The organism is Bradyrhizobium sp. B124 (assembly GCF_038967635.1).
GTDB lineage: Bacteria > Pseudomonadota > Alphaproteobacteria > Rhizobiales > Xanthobacteraceae > Bradyrhizobium.
The window spans coordinates 6281150-6306997 of record NZ_CP152413.1 but is presented as its reverse complement, the minus strand read 5'-3'; the positions used below and the strand labels follow the sequence as shown (position 1 = coordinate 6306997).

Here is a 25848-nt window from a genome sequence, read left to right as displayed (position 1 = left end):
ATGAGCGCCGCTGAAGAAATCGTCACAGAAGCCCCCGCCGTCGAGGCTGTGCCCAAGCGTGCCATGACGCTGGGCTACGGCACCTCGCTCGTCGTGCTTGCCACGCTGATCCTGATCCCGCTGTTCGTGAAGAACTTCATCATCTTCCAGATGACGATGCTTCTGATCTACGCCCTCGCGGTGATGGCGCTCAACATCCTGACCGGCGGAAGCGGCCAGTTCTCGCTCGGCCAGAGCGCGTTCTATGCCGTCGGCGCCTATACGTCGGCGATCCTGATGGAGCATGCGGGCATGAACTATGCCCTGACGCTGCCGGTCGCCGGCATCGTCTGCTTCGGCTTCGGCTTCCTGTTCGGCCAGCCGGCGCTGCGGCTATCCGGCGTCTATCTGGCGCTCGCGACCTTCGCGCTCGCGACCGCAATGCCGCAGCTCCTCAAGCTCGGCTATTTCGAGCACTGGACCGGCGGCGTGCAGGGCCTCGTCGTCACCAAGCCGGATGCCCCGTTTGGGCTGCCGATGGGGCAGGACATGTGGCTCTACTACTTCACCCTGGCGGTCTCGATCGCGATCTACGTCGCCTCGGTGAACCTGCTGCGCTCGCGCTCCGGCCGCGCCTTCATGGCGATCCGCGACAACGAGATCGCGGCTTCCGCGATGGGCGTCGACGTCGCGCTGTACAAGACGCTGGCGTTCGGCGTCTCGGCCGGCATCACCGGCGTTGCCGGCGGTCTCGGCGCCATCGCGGTGCAGTTCGTGGCGCCCGACGGCTACACTATCCAGCTTGCGATCTCGCTGTTCCTCGGCATGGTCGTCGGCGGCGTCGGCTGGCTGCCCGGCTCGATCGTAGGTTCCGCCTTCATCATCTTCGTGCCGAACATCGCCGAAGGCATCTCGAAGGGCCTCTCCGGCGCGGTGTTCGGCGTGTTGCTGTTCCTCGTCATCTTCCTCGTGCCGCACGGCGCCAGGCAGGTTGCGATCGTTGCCCAGCAACTGGCCGCAAAGCTCAAGAAAAACTAAGAATCTTTAGAACCAAACCAGGAGACATTATGCTTTCTACCGTTCGGATCGCCGCGATTTCCGCGGCGATCGTCGCTGTTGCCGCGACGTCCACTGCCGCATTCGCCCAAAAGAAATACGACACCGGCGCAAGCGATACCGAGATCAAGGTCGGCAACATCATCCCCTATTCGGGACCGGCCTCCGCCTACGGCGTGATCGGCAAGACCGAAGAAGCCTACTTCAAGATGATCAACGACCGCGGCGGCATCAACGGCCGCAAGGTCAATTTCGTCAGCTATGACGACGCCTATTCGCCGCCGAAGGCGGTCGAGCAGGTGCGCAAGCTGGTCGAGAGCGACGAAGTGCTGCTGGTCTTCAACCCGCTCGGCACGCCGTCCAACACCGCGATCCAGAAATACCTGAATTCCAAGAAGATCCCGCAGCTGTTCGTCGCCACCGGCGCCACCAAGTGGAACGATCCGAAGAACTTCCCGTGGACCATGGGCTGGCAGCCGAGCTACCAGAGCGAAGCGCAGATCTACGCCAAGTGGCTGATGAAGGAGAAGCCCGACGCCAAGGTCGCGATCCTCTATCAGAACGACGATTTCGGCAAAGACTACCTCAAGGGCACCAAGGACGGTTTTGGCGCCAAGGCAGCCTCCAGCATCATCATGGAGGAGAGCTATGAGGTGTCCGAGCCGTCGATCGACGGCCACATCGTCAAGATCAAGGCCGCCAATCCGGACGTGCTGCTGATCTACACCACGCCGAAGTTCGGCGCGCAGACCATCAAGAAGACCGCCGAGCTCGGCTGGAAGCCGCTGCAGATCATCACCAACGTGTCGGCCTCGGTCGGCAGCGTGATGCAGCCGGCCGGCTTCGACAACGCGCAGGGCGTGCTGTCGGCAGCCTACGCCAAGGATGGTGCCGACTCGCAGTGGAACAACGACCCCGGCATGAAGAAGTGGTCCGAGTTTCTCGACAAGTACATGCCGGGCGCCGACAAGACCGACGGCGGCTATGTCTACGGCTATGGCGCCGCGCAGACGCTCGCCAAGGTGCTGGAAATGTGCGGCGATGATCTCACGCGCGCCAACGTCATGAAGCAGGCGGCGAGCCTGAAGGACTTTACGCCGGACACCCTGCTGCCCGGCGTCAAGATCAACACCGCCGCCACCGACTTCGCCCCGATCGCCCAGCTGCAGATGCAGCGCTTCAAGGGTCAGAAGTGGGAACTGTTCGGTGACATCATTTCCGGCGACGTGCCCTCCGAGTGAGGTTGCACTGCGGGAATAAAACAGCAGCCTCCGCGATATCAGTCGCGGGGGCTTTTTGTTGACGCCCTGCGCCGATGGTATTGAATACTCCAAATTAAGAACCCGAGGTGGGGAAACCATGACTGCCGCACGTCCGTCCCTGACGGCGCTCTTGTCCGCATTGGCTCTGATCCTGACGAGCTGCAATGTCGCGCTGGCGCAGAAGAAATACGACACCGGGGCCAGCGACACCGAGATCAAGATCGGCAACATCATGCCCTACAGCGGCCCCGCCTCGGCCTATGGGGTGATCGGCAGGACCGAGGCGGCCTACTTCAAGAGGATCAACCAGGCCGGCGGCATCCACGGCCGCAAGATCACGTTCATCTCGTATGACGACGGCTACTCGCCGCCCAAGACGGTGGAGCAGGCGCGCAAGCTGGTCGAGGACGACGAGGTGCTGCTGCTGTTCGGCTCGGTCGGCACCGCAGGCAACGCGGCGATCCGGAAATACATGAACGAAAAGCAGGTGCCGCAGCTGTTCATCGCCTCCGGCGCCTCCAAGTGGAACGACCCCAAGAACTATCCATGGACCATGGGCTGGCAGCCGTCCTACCAGGACGAAGCGCGGGTCTACGCAAAATACATCATGAAGCACAAGCCCGACGCCAAGATTGCCGTGCTTTACCAGAACGACGATTTCGGCAAGGACTACCTCAAGGGCCTGAAGGACGCCTTCGGCGACAAGGCCTCGATGATCGTCGCCGAAGAAGCTTACGAGACGTCGGAGCCTGCGATCGACAGTCATATCGTCAAGCTGAAGGCCGCTGGCGCCGATACCTTCATCAGCATCACGTCACCGAAATTCGCGGCACAGGCGATCAAGAAGGCCGCCGAAATCGCGTGGACCCCCTTGCAATTCGTCGCCAATGTCTCAGCCTCGGTCGGCGGCGTCATGCAGCCGGCCGGCTTCGAGAACTCGCAGGGCATCCTGTCGGCGTCCTATCTCAAGGACGGCGCCGATCCGCAATGGGACAAGGATCCGGGCATGGAGACATTCCTTGCCTTCCTCAAGAAGGATTATCCCGACGCCAACAAGCTCGACGGTGCCACCTCCTACGGTTACGCCGCCGCACAGACCATGGCGCAGGTGCTGGAGATGTGCGGTGACGATCTCACCCGCGCCAACATCATGAAGCAGGCCGCGAGTCTGAAGGACTATGTCCCCGGCACGCTGCTGCCGGGCATCAGCATCAACACCTCGGCGACCGACTTCGCGCCGATCAAGCAGTTGCAGCTGATGCGCTTCAAGGGCGAGAAGTGGGAGCTGTTCGGCGACATCATCTCGAGCGGGCTCAGCAACTAGGACGACGCACGATCTCCACGCAAACGCTTCGCGTGTGTTGCGAAGCGATTTCGCGGCACCGGCTTTCCTCGCAACGCGTTCGACTAAATGACGCCCTCCGCGGCAGCGCCGCGGGGGGGCTTTCTGTTGCTGGCACCTGACGAAAGGTATTCAATGCCGAAAGGAGCCGCAAAGTGCTCCCACTCCAAAAATCGTGACACATTCACCGTGATCCAAGGGAGATCAAAATGCCTGCTATCCGTTTGCGGTTGGGGGCCTTTTCGGCTGCCCTCGCATTGCTCGCAGCGACCACGAGTCCCTCCGTCGCGCAGAAGAAATACGACATCGGTGCCTCCGACAGCGAAATCAAGATCGGCAACATCATGCCCTACAGCGGGGCGGCTTCCGCCTATGGCGTAATCGGCAAGACCGAGGAGGCCTATTTCCGCAAGATCAACGCCGAGGGTGGCATCAACGGCCGCAAGGTTACCTTCATCAGCTATGACGACGCCTACACGCCGCCGAAGACCGTCGAGCAGGCGCGCAAGCTCGTCGAGAGCGACGAGGTGCTGCTGATCTTCAATTCGCTCGGCACGCCGCCGAACTCGGCGATCCAGAAATACATGAACCAGAAGAAGGTGCCGCAGCTGTTCGTCGCCACCGGCGCCACCAAGTGGAACGACCCGAGGGAATTTCCCTGGACGATGGGCTGGCAGCCCAACTACCAGAGCGAGTCCATCATCTACGCAAAGTACATCCTGAAGAACAAGCCGGACGCCAAGATCGCGGTGCTCTACCAGAACGACGATTACGGCAAGGACTATCTGAAGGGGTTCAAGGACGGGCTCGGCGCCAAGGCCGCATCGATGATCGTCGCCGAGGACAGCTACGAGGTGACGGAGCCGACCATCGACTCCCACATCGTCAGGCTCAAGGCCTCCGGCGCCGACGTGTTCTTCAACATCACGACTCCGAAATTCGCGGCGCAGGCGATCAAGAAGAACGCCGAACTCAACTGGCATCCGCTGCATTTCCTCAACAACGTCTCCGGATCGATCGGCAGCGTGATCAAGCCAGCGGGCTTCGAGAACGCCCAGGACATCATCTCGTCGCAATATTTCAAGGACCCGACCGACCCGCAGTGGAAGACCGACAAGGCAATGATCGCCTGGAACGAGTTCCTCGATAAATACTATCCGGAAGCGAACCGCGCCGATGCCTCCGTGATGTACGCCTACATCGTCTCGCAGGGCCTGGTGCATGTGCTCAAGGCGTGCGGCGACGACCTGACCCGCGAGAACGTCATGAAGCAGGCGGCCAGCATTCGTGATTACGAACCCGGCGGCCTGTTGCCGGGTGTCAAGGTCAACACCTCGGCGATCGATTTCGCGCCGCTCTCGCAACTGCAATTGATCCGCTTCAAGGGCCAGACCTGGGAGCGCTTTGGCGATATTTTGAGCGGCGACGTCGGCGGTTAACCCGGAATTGTCGACTAAAGACGAGAGCCCCTGCGGCGTTGTCGCAGGGGCTTTTCATTGAGGCGACCCGGGTAAGATGGTATTTTCACCGAATAACAAGAGAGTCCTCGAAACAGGGGGCCGCGACGCATTCGTCTGACAACAGGGAGAGAGACATAGATGTCCGCCACCACAAGACTTGCGGTCCTCGGGGCCGCGCTCGCGCTCGTCGCGACATCCAGCAGCGCTGCGCTTGCCCAGAAGAAATACGACACCGGCGCGAGCGATACCGAGATCAAGATCGGCAACATCATGCCCTACAGCGGACCTGCCTCCGCCTACGGCATCATCGGCCGCACCGAGGCCGCCTATTTCAAGAAGATCAACGACGCCGGCGGCATCAACGGCCGCAAGATCAACTTCATCTCCTACGATGACGCCTACTCGCCGCCGAAAGCCGTGGAGCAGGCCCGCAAGCTGGTCGAAAGCGACGAGGTACTGCTGATCTTCAACTCGCTCGGCACGCCGTCGAACTCGGCGATCCAGAAATACATGAATTCCAAGAAGGTGCCGCAGCTGTTCGTCGCCACCGGCGCCACCAAGTGGAACGATCCGAAGGACCTTCCCTGGACCATGGGCTGGCAGCCCAACTACCAGAGCGAGACCCAGATCTACGCAAAGTACATCCTGAAGAACATGCCGAACGCCAAGATCGCCGTGCTCTACCAGAACGACGATTACGGCAAGGACTATCTGAAGGGACTAAAGGACGGTCTCGGCCAGAAGGCCGCCAGCATGATCGTCGCCGAGGAGAGCTTCGAGACTTCCCAGCCGACCATCGACAGCAACATCGTCAAGCTGAAGGCCAGCAACGCCGACGTCTTCATCGACATCGCGACGCCGAAATTCGCGGCGCAGGCGATCAAGAAGGTCGCCGAGATCGGCTGGAAGCCGACCCACTTCCTCAACAACGTGTCGGCCTCAGTCGGCAGCGTGATCAAACCGGCCGGCTTCGAGAATGCGCAGGACATCATCTCCGCCGCCTACCTGAAGGACGCTTCCGACAAGCAATGGGACAATGATCCCGGCATGAAGGAATTCTACGCTTTCATGGCCAAGGACTTCCCCGAGGGCGACAAGCTCGACGGCGGCACCGTGGTCGGCTTCGGCGTGGCCCAGACCCTGGTTCAGGTGCTGAAGCAGTGCGGCGACAACCTCACCCGCGAGAACATTATGAAGCAGGCGGCGAGCCTGCAGGACTTCCGCACCGAAGTGCTGCTGCCCGGCATCAAGATCAATACCGCCGCAAACGATTTCGCCCCGATCAGCCAGTTGCAGCTGATGAAGTTCAAGGGCGATAAATGGGAGCTGTTCGGCGACGTCATCAGCGCCGACGTCGGCGGCTGATTTCCTGCCGACAATCGACCGACAATGGCCCCCTGCGATACCGTCGCAGGGGGCTTTTCATTCATCATGGGGCGACCGGCCCGGGGCAATGCCTGCTTACACTTTGCCCGGCAATGCGCTAGGAAAACCGGCAACAACCGAAGAGAACCCGGCCCCCCAGCGCGCCGGCAACAACAAGGAGTTTTCGGGAAATGCCGAAGCCGATCCGTCACCGTGTCGCAACCGCCCTGCTCGGCCTCGCCGTCGCCGCCGCGAGCTGCAATGCCGCATGGGCGCAGAAGAAATACGACACCGGTGCAACCGATACCGAGATCAAGATCGGCAACATCGTGCCCTATAGCGGTCCGGCGTCGGCCTATGGCGTGGTCGGCAAGGCGATGGCGGCGGTGTTCAAGAAGGTCAACGACGATGGCGGCATCAACGGCCGCAAGATCAATTTCATCTCCTATGACGACGCCTATTCGCCGCCGAAGGCGGTCGAGCAGGCGCGCAAGCTGGTCGAGAGCGACGAGGTGCTGTTCCTGTTCGGCACGCTCGGCACCGCCTCCAACACCGCGATCCAGAAATACCTCAACGCCAAGAAGGTGCCGCAGCTGTTCGTCGCCACCGGCGCGACCAAGTGGAACGATCCGAAAGCGTTCCCGTGGACCATGGGCTGGCTGCCGAGCTACCAGAGCGAGTCGCGGATCTACGCGAAATATCTGCTCAAGGAGAAGCCCGCCGCCAAAGTCGCGGTGCTCTACCAGAACGACGACATGGGCAAGGATTACCTCAAGGGCCTGGAAGACGGCTTCGCCAGCGATCCGGCGCGGATCGCCGCCAAGGAGAGTTACGAAGTTGCCGAGCCCACCATCGATTCCCATGTGGTGCGGCTGAAATCCGCCAACCCCGACGTCATCATCTTCTTCACCACGCCGAAATTCGGCGCCCAGGCGATCAAGAAGCTCGGTGAGATGAACTGGAAGCCGGTGACCATCGTCTCCAACGTCTCGGCCTCCACCGCGACGGTGATGCGTCCCGCCGGGCTCGACAATGCGCAGGGCGTGATCTCGGCGGCCTACGCCAAGGACGCCAGCGACCCGCAGTGGAAGGACGACGCCGGCATGAAGGCGTTCGACGAACTGCTCGCCAAGTACATGCCCGACACCAACCGCGTCGATGCCTCGGCGATGACGGGCTACAATATGGCGACCACGATGGTCGAGGTGCTGCGCCGCTGCGGCGACGACCTCACCCGCGCCAATGTGATGAAGCAGGCGGCGAGCCTGAAGCAGTTTGCGCAGGGCGGCCTGCTGCCCGGCGTGACGCTGTCGACCGGTCCTGCCGACTTCCAGCCGATCGAGCAATTGCAGCTGATGCAGTTCAAAGGCGAGCGCTGGCAGTTGTTCGGCGACGTCATCAGCGGCGAAGTCGCCGGAAACTGACCGCGTAACGAAAGCACAGCCATGACCGACCGTCGTCCCTTCCTGCGTTCGATCTTCGATGCCGCGGTGGCGGCTGCGCATCCCGATGTCGTGCTGGCATCGCGGCTTCGGCCGGCGCCGAAGGGACGCGTGATCTGCCTCGCCGCCGGCAAGGGCGCCGGCGCCATGGCCGCGGCGGCGGAGCGGCACTATCTCGACACGCTCGGCCTCGAACCGTCGCGGCTGGTCGGCATCGCCACCACCCGCCACGGCCATGGCGTGCCGACCCGTCGCATCAAGGTGGTCGAGGCCGGCCACCCGGTGCCCGATGAGGCCGGCCTGCGTGCGGCCGACGATACGCTGCGGCTGGCGGCGGAAGCCACGCCTGATGATCTTCTGCTCGTGCTGTTGACCGGCGGCGGCTCGGCGAACTGGATCGCGCCCGTCGAGGGTGTGAGCTTTGCCCAGAAGCAGCAGGTCAATCGCGCGCTGCTGCGCTCCGGCGCGCCGATCGGCGAGATGAACATCGTCCGCAAGCATCTGTCGCGCATCAAAGGGGGGCGGCTGGCACGCGCCGGCCAGCACGCCGCCGAGATCGTGACGCTGGCGATCTCGGACGTGCCGCATGACGATCCCTCCGCGATCGCCTCGGGGCCGACGGTGCCGGATCCGACCACGCTCGCGGATGCCCGCGCGCTGGTCGCCAAGTACAACCTCTCGGTCGATGACGCGGTCCGCCGCGCGCTCGACGATCCCAGGAACGAGAGCTGCAAGCCGGGCGATCCCGCCTTTGCGCGGGCGACATTCGAGTTGCTGGCAAAGCCCAAGGCCTCGATCGACGCCGCGGTGAAGGTCGCGCAGGACGCCGGCTACGAGACGATCGCACTCGGCGCCGATCTCGAAGGCGAGGCCCGCGACGTCGCGGCCGGGCACGCCAGGCTCGCACTGAAAGCCCGCGGTGAGGGCAAGCGCGTCGCGATCATCTCCGGCGGCGAACTCACGGTGACGGTGCGCGGCAACGGCCGCGGCGGCCCCAACCAGGAATACGCGCTGGCGCTGGCCGACCTGCTCAAGGACACGCCCGACATCTCGGCGCTCGCCGCCGACACCGATGGTGCCGATGGCGGTGCCGGCAGCGCCACTGATCCCGCCGGGGCCGTGATCGATCAGGCGACATTCGCGAAGATGAAATCGATCGGCCTCGATCCCAGGGCCTATCTCCAAAACAACGACGCCACGGGCTTCTTCGCGCAGACCGGCGATCTGTTGCTGACCGGCCCGACCCTGACCAACGTCAACGACGTGCGGGTGATCCTGGTGGATTGATCCACCTTCGTCATTCCCCGGTGCGCAATTGCGCACCGGGGAATGACAGGGCCTCAAAACTCCTGCGCGAGCTTGGCCAGCATCTCCAGCAGCGCGGCGTGGTTGGCCGGGCCGAGCACCTCGATCAGCCGCGCCTCGTGCTTATTGGCGACCAGCTTCTTGGCGCGCGCCAGCACGGCGCGGCCCTTGTCGGTCAGGACCAGGATGTGGGAGCGGCGGTCATTGGTGGAGCGCATCCGCGCGCAAAGGTCACGGCTCTCGAGCGCGTCGAGCATGGCGACGAAATTCGGCCTGAGGATGCCGAGCGTGTTGGCAATCTCGGTCTGGTTGCGGCCCGGATTCTTGTCCAGCAGCAGCAGCACCGAGAACTGCGCCGGCGTCAGTTGCAGCGGCGCGACGCAGCGCAGGAAGTCCTCGAACACCTTGAGCTGCGCACGCTTCAACGAATAGCCGAGCAATCCGGACAGTTCGCCCAGTTGCAGCATGCTGTCGTCCCCGGCAGGATCGACCGGTTCCCTGCGCAGGGCACGCGACGATCTGACGGCATCGGAGGCGGTTTTGGAAACAGTCATCGCTCCAGGCTCGCAATCCCGGTACAAAAAACCCCGCGGGACGCTCGGGGACCTTGAGATTATATCTAATAATCGTTATGCACCATATCAAATATCGACGGCTATCAACAGCCGATCTCGGCCGACCCGACCGGCACAGCCGGCTGCGGCGGTCCGACGCTTGAGGGGGAGCGCTCGGCCTTGAACACAACGATCATGCTGTTCCTGCTGCAGGACGGCATCACCAATGGCGCGATCTACGCACTGCTCGGGCTGGCCCTGGTGCTGGTGTTCGCGGTGACGCGGGTGATCCTGATCCCGCAGGGCGAATTCGTCACCTACGGCGCGTTGAGCTACGCCATGCTGGCGACCGGCCAGGTGCCGGGCACCGTGCGCCTTGCCGTCGCGATGGGCCTCGTCGCGTTCGCGCTCGATCTGTTCTTCGCCCGCAAGGCGCTGCATGCCCGGCTGGTGATCCGCTCGGTGGCGCTCAATATCGTCTTTCCCACAGCGCTGCTCGGCCTCGTCTATGCGCTGGTTGGTCCCAACACGCCGATCGCCGTCAACATTGCGCTGGCCCTCTTGATCGTGGCGGCGATCGGGCTGTTTCTCTACCGCATCGCCTTCCAGCCGATCGCGCATACCTCCGTGCTGGTGCTCCTGATCGCCTCGGTCGGCTGCCATCTGGCGCTGCAAGGCCTCGGCCTGGTGTTCTTCGGCGCCGAAGGCCTGCGCGCCCCGGCGCTGTCGAGCGCCGCGGTGACCGCGGGTCCGCTGCGCTTCACCGGCCAGAGCCTCGCCGTCTACGGCCTGACGATCGGCTTCATCGTCGGGCTGTGGCTGTTCTTCGGCTACACCAAGACCGGCAAGGCGCTGCGGGCCACCGCGGTCAATCGCCTCGGCGCCCGCCTGGTCGGCATCCGCACCACGCTGTCGGGCCAGATCGCATTCCTGCTCGCCTCCGTAATCGGCGCGATTTCCGGCATCCTGATCGTGCCGATCACGACGCTCTATTACGACACCGGCTTCCTGATCGGCCTGAAGGGTTTTATCGCCGCCATCATCGGCGGCCTGGTCAGCTATCCCCTGACCGCTGTCGCGGCCATCGTGGTCGGCATCGTCGAGGCCTTCTCGTCATTCTACGCCAGTAATTTCAAGGAAGTCATCGTGTTCACGCTGATCCTTCCCGTCCTGGTGCTGCGCTCGCTCGCAGCGCCCCAGGTCGAGGAAGAGAAGGACTGAGCGCGATGACACAGCGGCTTCCTCTCATCATCTTCGCGCTCGTAATGGCGGTGATCCCGCTGCTACCGGGCATTCCGCCGTTCTGGATCGTGCTACTCGACAATATCGGCCTCGCCGCGCTGGTCGCGATGGGGCTGGTGCTGCTCACCGGCGTCGGCGGCCTCACCTCGTTCGGACAGGCCGCGTTCTGCGGCTTCGGCGCCTACACCACGGCGGTGCTGACCACCGCCTACGGCGTCTCGCCGTGGCTGACGTTGCCGGCTTCGCTGGTGGTCAGCGGCATTGCCGCGGTGCTGCTTGGCATCGTCACGGTGCGGCTGTCAGGCCACTATCTGCCGCTCGGCACCATCGCCTGGGGCATCGGCCTGTTCTACCTGTTCAGCAAGCTGGAATTCCTCGGCCGCAACGACGGCATTTCGGGTATCCCGCCGCTCTCGATCGGCTCGTTCAAGATGCTGAGCCCGGACACGATCTACTACGCGATCTGGGTTGCGGTGCTGCTCTCGGCGCTATTGACCATGAACCTGCTGGATTCCCGCACCGGGCGCGCCATCCGCGCGTTGCGGCGTGGCCATATCGCGGCCGAGGCGTTCGGCGTGCAGACGCCGCGCGCCAAGCTCCTGGTGTTCATCTATGCGGCGGTGCTGGCCGGCCTGTCCGGCTGGCTCTATGCGCATTTCCAGCGCGCCGCCAACCCGACGCCGTTCGGCGCGCAGGCCGGCATCGAGTATCTGTTCATCGCAGTCGTCGGCGGTGCCGGTTACGTCTGGGGCGGCGTGCTCGGCGCCGGCATCGTCGTGATCCTGAAAGAGGTGCTGCAGAGCTACCTGCCCTACATCTTCGGCGGCCAGAGCCAGCTCGAGACCATCGTGTTCGGCATCATGCTGGTACTGCTGTTGCAGCTCGCACCGCAGGGCGTCTGGCCCTGGCTGATGTCGCACCTGCCGTTCAAGCCGGCGCGCAAGACGCCGGACACATCGGTGAAGCTGGAACACCGTGAACGGGCGGCGGGAACGTCTCCGGTCCTGCTGCACATCGACAAGGCGCGCAAGCAGTTCGGCGGCGTGCTCGCGGTGAACGACGTCTCGTTCGACGTCAACGCCCGCGAGATCGTCGCGCTGATCGGCCCGAACGGCGCCGGCAAGAGCACGACCTTCAACCTGATCACCGGCGTCCTGGGCGCGACCAGCGGCAAGATCGCCGTGCTCGGCAACGAGGTCGCGAACGCTCCGCCGCAGGAGGTGGTCAAGCTGGGCGTTGCCCGCACGTTTCAGCACGTCAAGCTGGTGCCCGACATGACCGTGCTGGAGAACGTCGCGATCGGCGCGCATCTGCGCGGCAATTCCGGGGCGGTCTCCAGCATGCTGCGGCTCGACCGCACCGACGAGGCGAAACTGCTGGCGGAAGCCGCGCGGCAGATCGCGCGCGTCGGCCTGTCCGACCAGATCGACCAGCTCGCGGGTTCGCTGTCGCTCGGGCAGCAGCGCATCGTCGAGATCGCGCGTGCGCTGTGCGTCGACCCGATGCTGCTGCTGCTGGACGAACCGGCGGCCGGGCTGCGCCACATGGAGAAGCAGCGGCTGGCCGCGCTGCTCCGGCAATTGCGCGACGGCGGCATGTCGGTGCTGCTGGTCGAGCACGACATGGGGTTCGTGATGGATCTCGCCGACCGCATCGTGGTGCTGGATTTCGGCACCAAGATCGCCGAGGGCACGCCGGCCGCGATCAAGCGTAACCCCGACGTGATCAAGGCCTATCTCGGAGCCGCCGCATGAGTGCTCTGCTGACGGTTGCCGACGTCCATATCGCCTACGGCAAGGTCGAAGCCGTGCGCGGCGTCTCGCTCGACGTTGCCGAGAACGAGATCGTCACCATCATCGGCGCCAACGGCGCCGGCAAGACCACGCTGCTCAACGCCATCATGGGCGTACTGCCGCTGCGGGGCCGCACCGCCTTCGCCGGCGTCGACATCGCGCCGCTCGACATCGAGGACCGCGTCGCAACGGGCCTCAGCCTGGTGCCCGAGCATCGCGAATTGTTCGGCACCATGAATGTCGAGGACAATCTCGAGCTCGGCGCCTTCCGGATCGCGAAGGCAACCGCGGCGGCCTCGATGGAACGGGTCTACACGCTGTTTCCGCGGCTCAAGGAGCGGCGCAAGCAGCTCGCCGGCACGCTGTCCGGCGGCGAGCAGCAGATGCTGGCGATGGGCCGCGCGCTGATGGGCGCGCCGAAATTGCTGATGCTGGACGAGCCGAGCCTCGGCCTCGCCCCGATCATCGTCGCCGACATCTTCCGCATCGTCGGCGAGCTCCGCGCAGCCGGCGTCTCAGTGCTGCTGGTCGAGCAGAACGCCCAGGCCGCGCTGCAGATCGCCGACCGCGCCTATGTGATGGAGCTCGGCGAGTTCGTGCTCAGCGGCTCCGCGAAGGAGATCGCCGCCAACAAGGGCGTCGCCGCGAGCTATCTCGGCTTCCAGCTCGAAGGCGAGAGCGCGATCTAGGCGCCAGCGCCCCGCTCGTGAAGAAGCCGGCCCCTCATCGGGACCGGCTCTTCGTTTCCGCAGATCGCGACCAGCTCACATCGCCGGGACGTATTTGCCGTCCTTGACCGTCAGCAGGATGCGCGAGCGGTCATCGAGGCCGTAGCGGTCCTTTTCGGTCCAGTTGTAGACGCCCTGGCTCGCCACGATCTCCTTCTCGGAGATGAACGCCTGGCGGATCGCCTCGCGGAATTCCGGCGTGCCGGGCTTGGCGGTCTTCAGCGCCGTCGGGATGATGCGCTTCAGCACCTCGAAGGCGTCGAAGGAATGGCCGGCGAACTGGCTGCGGCTGTTGGCGCCGTACTTGGCTTCATAGGCCGCGTTCAGCGTCAGGCCCGGCTTCTTGGTCAGCGCGCTGTCGGCTTGGGTTTCCGGCGACATCACCGGGCCCGCCGACATGATGACGCCTTCCGCCGACGCGCCGGCGATGCGGATGAAGTCCATCGTGGCGGCACCGTGGGTCTGGTAGATCAGGCCCTTGTAGCCGCGCTCGCGCAGCGCGGTCTGCGGCAGCGCCGCGGCGGTGCCGGAGGCGCCGACCAGGACGGCGTCGGGATTGGCGGCGACGAGCTTCAGCACCTGGCCCGCGACCGACGTATCCGGACGCGCGAAGCGCTCCTCATCGGTCATGGTCAGGCCCATCGGCACAGCCTGCGCCTTGAAGTCGTTGACCCAGAGATCGCCGTAGGAATCCGAATAGCCGATATAGCCGACGGTCTTGATGTTGTGCGCCTTCATGTGCTCGTAGAGCACCTTGCCCATGATCGGAATCGACTGCGGCAGGTCGACCGACCACTTTGCGCGGGCCTCATTGATCGGGAACGGCGCGAGACCGAGATGCGGGATGCCGGCCTCGTTGGCGACCGTCGATACCGCGATCGTCGTCGGCGTGATGCAGGAGCCCATGATGATGTCGGCCTTGGACTCGGTGACGAAGCGTCGCGTGTTGGTGGTCGCTGCCGTCGGATCGCCGGCGTCGTCGAGCACGATCAGCTTCAGCGGCACGCCGCCGATCTCCTTCGGCACGAAATCGAGCGCGTTGCGCTCAGGAATGCCGAGCGCTGCGGCGGGGCCGGTGGTCGAGATCGAGATGCCGATGGTGATTTCATTGGTCTGCGCCAGTGCTGACGCGCCCGGCAGCGCGATAGCAGCTGCGAGCACTGCTGCGGCGAGAGTGGCCTTCCTCATTCATTCCTCCCTGCGGATATGTTCTTTGGGTTTAAACCAGTTTTGCGGGCCAATTCACCCCCCTTCTTTAGGTCATGAGGGGCCGCAAGTCAGCCCTGAACAAGTCAGCCCTTCAGGAAGCGGTCGATGATCTCCTGCGGAAATGGCGCCGATTTCAGCTTGGCGGGATCGTCCGGGTGGCGGCCGACCAGCACCCGGGTCTCGAATGCCTCGATCGCCAATGCCTCGCCCTTGAACACGCGGTGCACCACCTCGAAGCTCGAGCGCTTGATGCTCTCGATCCGGCTCTCGATGGTAATCCAGTCGCCATGGGTCGACGGGATGTGGAATTTCGCCCGCGTGTCGACCATGGGAATGCCGACCAGGCCGTATTTGTGGACGAGGTCCTGCTTCGAGCAACCGGCCGCTTCGAACATGATCGAGGTCGAGTCGTCGAACATCGCGAAGTAGCGCGGATAGTAGACGATGTTGGCGGGGTCGCAATCACCCCACTGGATCTGCACGTCGCGCCGGTTGACGAACATGGTCTATCCTCGGTTGAGCGTGATCGATCCGGAAGGGCGTTTTGCGCTCTTCCGGATCATGCTTCAGCGTGGCGCCATCCGGAGCGCGGCATCGAGCCGCACCACTTCGCCGTTCAGATAGGGATTGTCGATCATGTGCAGCGCCAGCGAGGCGAACTCGTCGGCATGCCCCAGCCGGCGCGGGAACGGGATCGCGGCAGCGAGTGAATCCTGGGCCTCCTGCGGCAGGCCGGCCAGCAAGGGCGTCATGAACAGGCCGGGCGCGATGGTCAGCACGCGGATGCCGAATTGCGCGAGTTCGCGCGCGATCGGCAAGGTCATCGCGACAATGCCGCCCTTGGAGGCCGAATAGGCCGCCTGCCCGATCTGGCCGTCATAGGCCGCGACCGAAGCCGTCGAGATAACGACGCCGCGCTCGCCGGTCGCGAGCGGTTCGAGCTTCGCCATCTCGGCGGTCGCAAGCCGCAGCATGTTGAACGAGCCGATCAGATTGATTTTGATCACCTTGTCGAAGTCAGCGAGCGCCATCGGCCCCTCGCGGCCGATCACGCGTTTGGCCACCCCGATGCCGGCACAGTTGACAAGCACGCGGGCCGGACCGTGCGCCTTGGCGGCAGCAGCGACCGCGGCTTCGGCCGCCGCTGCATCGGCCACGTCGCAGACCACAGGAATGCCGCCGATCTCGGTGGCGACGCTCTCGGCCAGCTTGGCGTTGAGGTCGCAGACCGCGACCTTGGCGCCCTGCGCAGCCAGACGGCGCGCGGTCGCAGCACCCAATCCCGATGCGCCGCCGGTGACGATGGCGGCCTGGTCCTTCAACTGCATGGCATTCTCTCCTTAATTGGTCAGACGAGTTTGATCACCGATGCCGGCGGCACCGGCGCATAGAGCGCTTCGATGATGTCAGTGCGATGCTCCAGCACCGCACGCTGGTTGATCGAGCCCTTGTCGGTGACCTCGCCGCGATCGATCGACAGCGGCGTGTCGAGCAGGATCGCCCGCGCAATCCGGTTCGACGAGCCGGTGGCGCTCGCAAGGACCCGCGCGAAACGTTCACGGAAGGCAGCACGCACCAGCGGGTCGTTGGCCGCAGCCGCGATGTCACCAGAGGCAAGCTGTGGATTGATCAGGCGGCAGCCATCGAGATCGAGGATCACGATCGCCGCCAGCTCGTCGCGATTCAGCCCCGCGATCACGACATCGCGCACCAGCGGTGCGCAGGTGCCGACGAAGCGCGCCCTTAAGGGCCCGACGCTGACCCAGGTGCCGCTTGCCAGCTTGAAATCCTCGGCGATGCGGCCATCGAAATCGAACCCGGCATCGAGATCACCAGTGTTGGCGGGCTTCAGCGCGTCGCCGAACTTGTAGAAGCCCTCCTCGTCGAATGCCTTGGCGGTCAGCTCGGGCTGTCGCCAGTAACCCGGCGTCACGTTCGGGCCTTTGGCACGCACTTCGAGCTTGCCGTTGTTGGGCACCAGCTTCGCGTCATTGCCCGACACCGGAAGTCCGACATGGCCGGAACGGCTGGTATCGGGCCGCACCGACATGAAGAACGGCGAGGTCTCGGTGGCGCCGAGCCCGGTCAGCATGGGCACGCGATAGCCCGTCTCCTGCACCGCGAGCGCATCGAGGCTGTTCCAGATGAACGGCGACAGCGCGGCGCCCGAGAAGAACATCGCATGCAGCCGGTGGAAGAACTTTGCCCGCAGGCCGGCATCGTCGCGGAGATAGGGCAGCAGCGATTCATAGCCCTTGGGCACGTTGAAATAGACCGTGGGCGAGATCTCGCGCAGGTTTCGCACGGTCTCCTCGATGCCGCCGGGCATCGGCTTGCCCTCGTCGAGATACATCGAGCCGCCGTTATAGAGCGTCAGCCCGACATTGTGGTTGCCGCCAAAGGTGTGATTCCACGGCAGCCAGTCGACAATCACCGGCGGCTCGTCCTTCAGGAACGCCAATGTCTCGCGCAGCATCACCTGGTTGGCGCAGATCATGCGTTGGGTGTTGATGACGGCCTTGGGATTGCCGGTCGAGCCCGACGTCAGCAGGAACTTTGCGATCGTATCCGGACCGATGGCGGCGTGGGTCGCGTCGAGCCGCGGCTCTTCCGGCGTTGCCATCAGATCGGCGAGCCGCGTCACCTCGCGGCCGGGCACGGTCCCGCGGCTTGCCGCGATCTCGACATCGGGTCCGACATTGGCGCGCAGCGCGTCGGCAAATTTGTCGGCGTCGTCGACGAAGACCAGGCCCGGCGTCAGAAGCTTGATGACGAAGCCGAGCTTGCCGTAGTCGCGCGACACCAGCGAATAGGCCGGCGAGACCGGGCAGAACGGAATGCCGGCATAGAGCGCGCCGAGCGCGATCAGCGCGTGATCGATCGAATTGCCCGACAGGATCACGATCGGCCGCTCGGCCGACAGCCCGCGCGCGATCAGGGCGGACGCAAGGCGTCGGGTCGTCTCCAGCAATTGCGCGTAGGTGATCTGGCGCCAGCCGCCGCCGGCGGCGCGTTCGGCCATGAACACGCGGTTCGGCTCGGCGTTTGCCCAGTGATGCAGCCGGTCGGTGAGGCGAGCTGGATAATCGGCGAGCTTGAGCTTGGGGCGAAGATAGATCGTGCCGTCGTCGTGTCGCTCGACGGTGACGTCGGGGTTGCCGAACGAGATCGGGCGCAGCGGATGCGCACTCGTAGTGGACGCAGACGCAGATATATCAGCCTTGGCGCTCATGTCGGCTTCACCTTGGCGGTCTTGCGATCCAGGAACGCACGGATGCGCTTCTTGGCTTCCTTGTCGCTCTGCGCTACCGTCGCCATCAGCGATTCCATCAAGAGGCCAGTCTGCGGATTGGCCTCGGCGATCATCGGCAGCGCCTGCAACACCGCGAAGTTGGTCAGCGGCGCATTGGCGGCAACGCGCTCGGCAAGCTCCAGCGCTTTCGGCAGCGCGCCGTCGGCCTCGGTGAGATATTGCGAGAAGCCGTAGGCCGCGCCCTCGGTCGCCGAATAGACCCGGCCGGTCAGCATCATGTCGGCCATCCTGGGCACGCCGATCAGGCGCGGCAGCCGCACCGATCCGCCGCCGCCGACGAAGATACCGCGCTGACCCTCGGGCAGCGCGAAATAGGCCGACGGCTCGGCGACCCGGATATGCGCGGCGCAGGCCAGCTCCAGCCCGCCGCCGATCACCGCGCCCTTCAGCGCCGCGATCACGGGCACGCGGCAATACTGGATGCGATCGAACACGCGGTGCCACATCTGGGAATGCACCAGCCCCTCGGTGGCGTCGCGTTCGGTGAGTTCGGAGAGATCGAGGCCGGACGAGAAATGATCGCCGACCCCATGGATCACGACGGCGCCGACCGCGTCGGGAATCGCGGAAAAGCAGTCCCGCAGCGCCAGGATGATGCCGTCGTTGAGCGCATTGCGCTTGGCCGGCCGGTTGAGACCGACGGTCAGCACCGCCCCTCGCATCTCGATCCTGAGCAGCGAGGCATCACCCGCGTCGGCAGCGTTTCCCATGGCGTTATTGTTTCCTATTCAGAATAGTTATGTTTTATAACTATCATCACAGGAGTCAAGACGGGCGTGGCGGCGCAGGACTTCACTCTCCCCTGGAGGGGGAGGGTCGGCTCACATGAAGCGAAGCGGAATGTGAGGCGGGGTGGGGTGACGCTCTCTCCACCCGGACAGTGCCCGTGTGGAGAGATCACCCCACCTCGCCGCGCATTTTCATGCGCGTCGATCCTCCCCCTCCAGGGGAGGATGGGAGCGGAGCCTCACAACACCTGATGCACGTCGATCACGACGCGGTCGGCGTGGCGGGCGGCGGAGGCAACGAAGATGTGCTCCATCAGCCAGCGGTACTTTTCGGCGCCGGTTTCGAATTTCGGCACGGTGCGGAAATAGATCAGCTTGGGGTCGACCGGTTCGCCGCGCTTGAGCTTCTCGAGCAGATCGACCGGCCCGAAGCGGATGCCCTTGTTCTCGACATAGACGACGGCCCCGTCGTCGGTCTCGAAGGCATACTTTGCCTCCAGCTCGATCAGCTCGCTGGGCCTGATGATCTGGAAGTCGGCGCCGAACGGCAGCACCTTGCCGTTGACGGTCTCGCCCCTCACCTCGCCGCCGATGATCGGAATGATGCGGCGGACGCCGGTGCCGATGTCGCCGGCGGAGGTCACCTCCGCGATCCGGGCGGTGATGGTGAAGACATATCTGGTGTGAAGCTCCGGGGTCATGGATCTAACCTATCATGCGCTGCGGCAGCCAGGTCGCGAGCAGCGGGAACAGGATCAGGATCACCAGCCGGATCAAATCGGTGATCACGAACGGCAGCACGCCGACGAAGATTGTCGACATGTTGACGTCCTTGATCACGCTCTTGATCACGAACACGTTCATGCCGACCGGCGGATGGATCAGTCCGAGTTCCACCGTCATGACGATGATGATGCCGAACCAGATCGGGTCGAAACCGAGCGCGGTCACCACCGGGAACACGATCGGCACGGTGAGGATCACCATCGCCATCGCGTCCATCAGGCAGCCGAGCACCAGATACATCAGGAGGATCAGCGCCAGCACACCGTAAGGACCGATGCCGAGCCCGGTGAGGAATTCGGTGACGTTCTGCGGCGTCTGGGTGATGGTGAGGAAGTAGCCGAAGCACAGCGCACCGATCAGCACCGTGAACACCGCTGCCGCGGTGCGCGTCGCCTGCAGCAGCGATTGCAGGATGCCGTCCCTGGTCAGCTTGCCGCGGAGGATGCCGATGATGAAGGCGCCGACGGCGCCGACCGCACCCGCTTCGGTCGGGACGAAGAAGCCGCCATAGAGGCCGCCGATCACGAACAGGAACAGCAGCAGCGGCGACCAGACGTCGCGCATAGCCATGGCGCGCTCATGCCACGACGCCTTCTTGCCTGCCGGCAGGAACCCCGGCCGCGTCACGCCGATGATGCCGATCGTGATCATGTGCATCGCGATCGCGAGCAGGCCCGGCACCACGCCCGCGATGAACAGCTTGCCGATGTCCTGCTGGGTGATGATGCCGTACACCGCGAGCACGGTGGATGGCGGCAGCATCGCCCCGAGCGTGCCGCCGACCGCGATCACGCCGGTCGAGAACGATTGCGGATAGCCGAAGCGGCGCATCTCGGGATAGGCCACCGCCGAGAAGGTCGCGGCGGTCGCAACCGACGAGCCCGAGATCGCGGCAAAGCCGCCGCAGGCGGCGATGGTCGCAATGCCGAGCCCACCCTTCCAGTGGCCGACAAAAGTGTTTGCGGCGCGGAACAGCTCACGGCTGATGCCCGAAACCGACACGAAGGCGCCCATCAGCAGGAACATCGGAATCACGCCGAAGGAATAATCCGTCACCGTGCGCATCGTGGTCTGGCCGACCAGCTTCAGCGCCGGGGCGAAGCCGGTGAGATAGCCAAAGCCCGTGATGCCGACGAGGCCCATCGCCATGCCGACGGGCACGCGCAATAGCATCAGCGCGAACAGGCAGACGAAGCCGATGACGGCGACGGCCTCGGGACTCAAATCGAGACTCATGGCCGTCTACTCCGCAGTCTTGATCTTGGCATCATGGATATCTTCCGGATGGAAGATCAGGCGGTAGGTCCGGATCGCGATCAGCAGCACCGCGGAGACGTCGCCGAGCCACGACACCAGGAAGAACGGCCAGACCGGAACACCGAGATCCATGGTGACGATGTGGCTGTTCCTGGTGTCGATCACCTTGTCGACCAGCGTGTAGGTCTGCACCGTCACCACGAACAGCAGCACAAGTGTCGCGAAGATGTCGATCCAGCGCTGATAGCGCGGCGAGGCATTGGCCCAGACCAGATCCACGGTGATGTGGGTGCCGCGATAGCTCGTCGCCGCGATGCCCCAGAAGATCAGGATGCCGAGCAGGAACTGGCCGAAATTGTAGTAGTCGGGGATCGTCACCGAGAAGAACTTGCGCATGAACACCGCGGTGAAGGTGTTGAGCGCGACGACGCCGACGAAGAAAGCCGCCACCCATTCGATCGAATCGATAAAGCGGTCCATGAAATTCTTGCGCACCGGCTCGGGTGGACCGGTGATCGCGCCGTCCTGGGAAACTTCGGCAGATTGCGTCATGCGTTGCTTCGATGAACTCCCTCGCCCCGCTCTTGCGGGGAGAGGGTTGGGGTGAGGGACTGCTTCCACGAGTTGTGAACGCGGTGAGACCTGTACCCCCTCACCCGGATCGCATCTGACGATGCGATCCGACCTCTCCCCGCAAGCGGAGAGAGGTGAAGGGGCAACGGGATCAGATCCCCGCTTCGTACTTCTTCAGCGTGGCCTGCAGATCGGCCTCGATCTTCTCCGCATCGCCGCCGGCCTTCTTCACGGCCTCGGCCCAGCTGTCGCGCAGCGGCTTGACCGCCTTCTTCCACTCGGCGAGTTGATCCGCCGTCAGCGGATAGACCTCGTGGCCTTGCAGCGCCTTCATCTTGGTGCGGCCATTGGCTTCGAAATCGGTCCAGGGATCGGTGACCTTGGAGGCCCATTCCGGCGTGCAATGATCGTCGATCACCTTCTTCTGGACATCCGACATCGCATTATATTTGGCGAGGTTAATGTTGTAGGTGAACACCGTCGTGTAGAGCGGCACATCCATGTGGTACTTCACCACCTTGTCGATGCCGAACAGGAAGATCGAGCCCCAGGGGAAGGTGATCTCGTCGGCGACGCCGCGCTCGATCGCGTCGCGCGATTCCGGCGCGGAGGCCTGCACATTGGTGCCGCCGAACATCTTCACCATCTCGCCGATGGTGCTCTGCGCGGGCCGCACCTTCACGCCGGAGAGATCGCTCGGCAGCAGGATCTTCTTCTTGCCGTGCAGCGCGCCCGGATCGTGGATGAAGGCGAAGCAGAGCTTGGTATCCTTCATCTCGGTTGGCGCGTATTTGTGGTACCACTCGTTCAGCGCCAGCGTGCCCTTCTTGCCGTCCGAGAACACGAACGGGAGCTGGCCCGCGGCCGCGATCGGGAAGCGGCCGGGCTGATAGCCGGGATTGACGTAGGTGACGTCGGCGATGCCGTCGCGCGCCATGTCGTAATGGTCGAACGCCTTGCCGAGCTGCTCGGACGGAAACACGGTGACCTTGATGGTGCCGCCCGATGCCTTCTCGATATCGGCGGCCCAGGCCTGCGTCGCCGGCACCAGCGGATGCGCCGGCGGCACCCAGAGCGACACTTTGAGATTGACGGTCTTGTCCTGCGCCTGCGAAGGACCTGCGGCCGGCACGATGGCGGCGACTGCCATCAGCAGCGCCAACAAACTCTTCCTCATCACCTCTCCTCCTCTCCAGGACGGGCTTCGTGCCCGGTCTCATTACTTAACATGTTATCTAATTCGCGCGGATATTCAAGACGAAATCCGCAGGGAGGACGCCTGGTCGCACCCGGCCTTCCGGCATCTTGCGCTGCGGCGAACGCAGGTCCCGTGCAAATCCGCCTTGCCAAAACTGTTATATGATATAGTTGCCTTGGCAAGTTGATGGCGACCGCCCCGGCGCGGGCGCCTGCTGAAAACCTATCCGATCGGGAGGAGCAGGTGTTGCGGACAAAAGTAGCAATCATAGGCGCAGGTCCGGCCGGACTGTTGCTTGGGCAACTACTTCATACTTTCGGCGTAGACAACGTCATTCTCGAGCGGCAGACCCCGGATTACGTGCTGGGGCGGATCCGCGCCGGCCTGCTCGAGGAAGGCACCGTGTCGCTGCTCGACAGCGTCGGCGCCGCCGCCCGGCTGCACCAGGAAGGCCTGGTTCATCACGGCGTCGAGCTGGCGTTCGGTGGGGCGCGGCACCGCATCGACATGCATGCGGCGACCGGCAAGACCGTGACCATCTACGGCCAGACCGAGGTCACGCTCGACCTGATGAACGCCCGCACGGCGGCCGGCCTGACCTCGGTCTACTCCGCCGCCGACGTCACGCCGCACGATTTCGACACCGATCATCCGCGCGTCACCTACGTCAAGGACGGCGTCACCCACGAGATCGCCTGCGATTTCATCGCCGGCTGCGACGGCTTCCACGGCGTCAGCCGCGCCAGCGTGCCGGCGTCGGCGATCACCAGCTACGAGCGGGTATATCCGTTCGGCTGGCTCGGCATCCTCTCGGAGACGCCGCCGGTCTCGCCGGAGCTGATCTACAACAACCATGCGCGCGGCTTTGCGCTTTGCACGATGCGCTCGACCCATCGCAGCCGCTATTACGTGCAGTGCCCGCTCGACGACCATGTCGATCAATGGTCGGACGAGCGGTTCTGGGATGAATTGAAGCGGCGGCTCGACCAGAAGGCCGCCGACGAAATCATCACCGGCCCGTCGATCGAAAAGAGCATCGCGCCGCTGCGCAGCTTCGTCGCCGAACCGATGCGGTTCGGCCGGATGTTCCTCGCCGGCGACGCCTCGCACATCGTGCCGCCGACCGGCGCCAAGGGGCTGAACCTTGCGGCCAGCGACGTGCATTATCTGTCGCAGGCGCTGCGCGAATATTACGACGAGAAATCCTCTGATGGCCTCGACTTCTATTCGGCGAAAGCGCTGGCGCGGGTCTGGAAGGCGGTGCGCTTCTCGTGGTGGATGACCTCGATGCTGCACAAATTCCCCGACGAGGGCGAATTCGCCGCGCGCATCCAGATCGCCGAGCTCGACTATCTCGTCAGTTCGAAGGCGGCGTCGACCTCGCTGTCGGAGAACTATGTGGGGCTGCCGTTCTAGCGGGAGCGGCTTTGCTTGCTTTGCTTGCAATTTTCGTCCCGTCATCCTGAGAGTCTGACTCATAATGCCGTCAATCGCTATGAGCGGCGGCAAGTCTGCGGGTCAGGAGCCTGATGTGGGCGAGGAGTAACCATGCGACTTCGGTGGCTGTGGCGGCCTCGAAGTCCTTGGCGAGACGTCGACATCTGCCGAACCAAGCGAATGTCCGTTCAACAACCCATCGTCGCGGCAGCAGCTGGAAGCCTTTGACGCCTTGAGGCCGCTCGACGATCTCGATGGTCCATGGACCGCAGTCCGAGAGGGCGTCGAGAAGCTGCTTCCCACGATAGATCCGATCGGCAAAAACGTGTCCCAGCCGAGGGAATTGCGTCCGTACCATCTTCAGCAACGGTACCGCACCATGGCAGTCCTGGACGTTGGCCGGATGCACATGAACTCCGAGGAGCAGGCCATTGGTGTCGGTCACAATGTGCCGCTTGCGGCCGTAGATGCGCTTCCCCGCGTCGTAGCCACGAGGCCCGCCGGCCTGCGTGGTCGGCGCACTTTGGCTGTCGATCACGGCAGCTGTCGGCTTTGAAGCACGTCCCAGCTTTTTTCGCGCCCGCTGAACAAGAACGCTGGCGATCTTCTGCCATCGACCCGTATCTCGCCACGCGTAAAAATAACCCTGCACCGTCGAATAGGGTGGGAACTCCTGCGGCAGTGCCCGCCACTGGCATCCTGTCGATAGAATGTAGAGAACCGCCTCCACAACACTACGAAGATCGGTTCGGCGCGGTCGGCCACGCCGGTGTGCTCGCGGCAGAAGGCGCCTGATCAGCCTCCATTCCGCATCTGTCATATCGCTTGCATAACGCAGGTCGTCCCGCCGATATTGCTTTCGAGTGATTTCAGTCCAGGGCATCGTGATCTCCTTCGAATCTTTGCAAATCCGATGGAATCACACCTCGCTGGGATCACTCACCCCCATTTATCAGTCAGGCTCTGAGGTGCGAGCGGAGCGAGCCTCGAAGGATGCACGGCCACCAGCCGGGCCGTCGACCCTTCGAGGGCCGCTGAAGAAGCGGCCACCTCAGGGTGACGGAGATAGAATTTCGCTCGCCGCTAGGCAGTCCCTCCTGAAAGCCCTAGCATCGCGAGTGTTCCCGGCTAGGAGCAGCCGCCATGCTCACCCTCTATTTCGCACCGGGCGCCAGCTCGATGGCCGTGCATATCGCCCTGCACGAGATCGGCACGGGCTTCGAGGCGCGCCCGATGTCGTTCAAGCGCAACGACATGCAAGCGCCCGACTATCTCGCGCTCAATCCGGAAGGCAAGGTCCCGACGCTCCTGATCGACGGCCGCCCGATGACCGAGGTCGCGGCGATCCTGTTCTATCTCGCGAGGCGATTCCCCGAAGCTGAGCTGCTGCCGCGCGACGATATCGAGGCCGAGGCGCAGGCGCTGTCGTGGATGTCCTTCATCGCCTCGACGCTGCATCCGGCAAGGGCGCGCGGGCTCGACTACGCGAAGGCGGTCTGGGGCATCGCCGACCGCCGGCTCGGTCACGGCTGGGCGATCGGCAGCTATTCGATCGCCGACATCCATCTGTTCCGCCTGTACTGGCGGCTCGCCAATTCGCTGAAGCTGCCGCTGGAGACGTTCTCCAACCTCACGGCGCATTACGAGAAGATGATGGCGCGCCCGGCGGTGCAGAAGACGATCGAGGTCGAGAGCGAAGTCGGCTACGAATTGCCGGCGTGACCAGTCGGCGCGTCGCGCTTTCAAACACCCACGCAAATCCCGTTTAAAACTTTGTAGGCGGTGAAACCGCGTTCGACATCGCGTTCAATGGCGTCAA

Annotated in this window: 23 protein-coding genes; 12 read left to right on the top strand and 11 right to left on the bottom strand. The window is 63.9% G+C overall.

Features of this window, described 5'->3' with window-relative positions:
* From AAFG13_RS29920 to AAFG13_RS29890, 7 genes are all read left to right on the top strand, one after another.
* Window positions 1-1017, top strand: coding sequence for a branched-chain amino acid ABC transporter permease (locus tag AAFG13_RS29920; protein ID WP_212311720.1), 1017 nt, complete (start codon window positions 1-3; stop codon window positions 1015-1017).
* A gap of 29 nt (window positions 1018-1046) precedes the next feature.
* Window positions 1047-2276 (top strand): ABC transporter substrate-binding protein, encoded by a 1230-nt coding sequence (locus tag AAFG13_RS29915; RefSeq protein ID WP_212311721.1) that lies wholly within the window; start codon window positions 1047-1049, stop codon window positions 2274-2276.
* Between the two features lie 118 nt (window positions 2277-2394).
* Window positions 2395-3621: an ABC transporter substrate-binding protein gene (locus AAFG13_RS29910; RefSeq protein ID WP_212311722.1), complete on the top strand. Its 1227-nt coding sequence runs from the start codon at window positions 2395-2397 to the stop codon at window positions 3619-3621.
* A 227-nt stretch (window positions 3622-3848) separates the two neighbouring features.
* Window positions 3849-5078 (top strand): ABC transporter substrate-binding protein, encoded by a 1230-nt coding sequence (locus AAFG13_RS29905; RefSeq protein ID WP_342709048.1) that lies wholly within the window; start codon window positions 3849-3851, stop codon window positions 5076-5078.
* A 159-nt stretch (window positions 5079-5237) separates the two neighbouring features.
* A complete protein-coding gene (locus tag AAFG13_RS29900) occupies window positions 5238-6464 on the top strand; it encodes an ABC transporter substrate-binding protein (RefSeq protein ID WP_342709047.1) in 1227 nt (408 codons plus the stop codon).
* 191 nt (window positions 6465-6655) lie between these two features.
* Complete coding sequence (locus tag AAFG13_RS29895; protein ID WP_212311725.1) at window positions 6656-7888, top strand: ABC transporter substrate-binding protein; 1233 nt, start codon at window positions 6656-6658, stop codon at window positions 7886-7888.
* 21 nt (window positions 7889-7909) lie between these two features.
* A complete protein-coding gene (locus AAFG13_RS29890; protein ID WP_342709046.1) occupies window positions 7910-9193 on the top strand; it encodes a glycerate kinase in 1284 nt (427 codons plus the stop codon).
* Window positions 9194-9246: 53 nt separating this feature from the next.
* On the opposite strand, the gene AAFG13_RS29885 is transcribed toward AAFG13_RS29890, so the two are convergent.
* Complete coding sequence (locus tag AAFG13_RS29885; RefSeq protein WP_097676731.1) at window positions 9247-9765, bottom strand: MarR family transcriptional regulator; 519 nt, start codon at window positions 9763-9765, stop codon at window positions 9247-9249.
* A 180-nt stretch (window positions 9766-9945) separates the two neighbouring features.
* Between AAFG13_RS29885 and AAFG13_RS29880 the strand changes: the two genes are divergently transcribed.
* From AAFG13_RS29880 to AAFG13_RS29870, 3 genes are read left to right on the top strand one after another with little or no spacing between them, the layout of a single operon-like run.
* Complete coding sequence (locus AAFG13_RS29880; RefSeq protein ID WP_212311727.1) at window positions 9946-10986, top strand: branched-chain amino acid ABC transporter permease; 1041 nt, start codon at window positions 9946-9948, stop codon at window positions 10984-10986.
* A gap of 5 nt (window positions 10987-10991) precedes the next feature.
* Window positions 10992-12761: a branched-chain amino acid ABC transporter ATP-binding protein/permease gene (locus AAFG13_RS29875; protein ID WP_342709045.1), complete on the top strand. Its 1770-nt coding sequence runs from the start codon at window positions 10992-10994 to the stop codon at window positions 12759-12761.
* Window positions 12758-13489 (top strand): ABC transporter ATP-binding protein, encoded by a 732-nt coding sequence (locus AAFG13_RS29870; RefSeq protein WP_342709044.1) that lies wholly within the window; start codon window positions 12758-12760, stop codon window positions 13487-13489. The genes AAFG13_RS29875 and AAFG13_RS29870 overlap by 4 nt, the downstream gene beginning before the upstream one ends.
* A 75-nt stretch (window positions 13490-13564) precedes the next feature.
* Here the strand turns inward: AAFG13_RS29870 and AAFG13_RS29865 are convergent, their stop codons facing one another.
* The 9 genes from AAFG13_RS29865 to AAFG13_RS29825 all read right to left on the bottom strand — a co-directional run bounded on the left by AAFG13_RS29865 (window position 13565) and on the right by AAFG13_RS29825 (window position 22571).
* On the bottom strand, window positions 13565-14716 hold the full coding sequence (locus AAFG13_RS29865) for an ABC transporter substrate-binding protein (RefSeq protein ID WP_212311730.1): 1152 nt from the start codon (window positions 14714-14716) through the stop codon (window positions 13565-13567).
* A 104-nt stretch (window positions 14717-14820) separates the two neighbouring features.
* Complete coding sequence (locus AAFG13_RS29860; protein ID WP_212311731.1) at window positions 14821-15240, bottom strand: thioesterase family protein; 420 nt, start codon at window positions 15238-15240, stop codon at window positions 14821-14823.
* 63 nt (window positions 15241-15303) lie between these two features.
* Entirely contained in the window at window positions 15304-16065 is a 762-nt protein-coding gene (locus AAFG13_RS29855; RefSeq protein WP_212311732.1) for an SDR family NAD(P)-dependent oxidoreductase, read from the bottom strand.
* A gap of 20 nt (window positions 16066-16085) precedes the next feature.
* Window positions 16086-17969: a feruloyl-CoA synthase gene (locus tag AAFG13_RS29850; protein ID WP_342709043.1), complete on the bottom strand. Its 1884-nt coding sequence runs from the start codon at window positions 17967-17969 to the stop codon at window positions 16086-16088.
* Entirely contained in the window at window positions 17966-18760 is a 795-nt protein-coding gene (locus tag AAFG13_RS29845; RefSeq protein WP_212311734.1) for a crotonase/enoyl-CoA hydratase family protein, read from the bottom strand. Before AAFG13_RS29845 ends, AAFG13_RS29850 begins: the two co-directional genes overlap by 4 nt.
* A 257-nt stretch (window positions 18761-19017) precedes the next feature.
* Window positions 19018-19479 (bottom strand): DUF3237 domain-containing protein, encoded by a 462-nt coding sequence (locus AAFG13_RS29840; protein ID WP_342709042.1) that lies wholly within the window; start codon window positions 19477-19479, stop codon window positions 19018-19020.
* A 4-nt stretch (window positions 19480-19483) separates the two neighbouring features.
* Window positions 19484-20788 (bottom strand): TRAP transporter permease, encoded by a 1305-nt coding sequence (locus tag AAFG13_RS29835; protein WP_212312880.1) that lies wholly within the window; start codon window positions 20786-20788, stop codon window positions 19484-19486.
* A gap of 18 nt (window positions 20789-20806) precedes the next feature.
* Complete coding sequence (locus AAFG13_RS29830; protein ID WP_092126276.1) at window positions 20807-21316, bottom strand: TRAP transporter small permease; 510 nt, start codon at window positions 21314-21316, stop codon at window positions 20807-20809.
* Window positions 21317-21545: 229 nt separating this feature from the next.
* On the bottom strand, window positions 21546-22571 hold the full coding sequence (locus AAFG13_RS29825) for a TRAP transporter substrate-binding protein (RefSeq protein WP_342709041.1): 1026 nt from the start codon (window positions 22569-22571) through the stop codon (window positions 21546-21548).
* 267 nt (window positions 22572-22838) lie between these two features.
* On the opposite strand from AAFG13_RS29825, the gene pobA reads away from it, so the two are divergent.
* Window positions 22839-24008: a 4-hydroxybenzoate 3-monooxygenase gene (pobA, locus tag AAFG13_RS29820; RefSeq protein WP_342713425.1), complete on the top strand. Its 1170-nt coding sequence runs from the start codon at window positions 22839-22841 to the stop codon at window positions 24006-24008.
* A gap of 70 nt (window positions 24009-24078) precedes the next feature.
* On the opposite strand, the gene AAFG13_RS29815 is transcribed toward pobA, so the two are convergent.
* On the bottom strand, window positions 24079-24912 hold the full coding sequence (locus tag AAFG13_RS29815; protein ID WP_342708636.1) for an IS5 family transposase: 834 nt from the start codon (window positions 24910-24912) through the stop codon (window positions 24079-24081).
* 260 nt (window positions 24913-25172) lie between these two features.
* Between AAFG13_RS29815 and AAFG13_RS29810 the strand changes: the two genes are divergently transcribed.
* Window positions 25173-25751 carry a glutathione S-transferase family protein gene (locus AAFG13_RS29810; RefSeq protein WP_342709040.1) on the top strand — a complete coding sequence of 193 codons (579 nt, stop codon included), beginning with the start codon at window positions 25173-25175 and terminating at the stop codon, window positions 25749-25751.
* The last annotated feature ends 97 nt before the right edge of the window (window positions 25752-25848 follow it).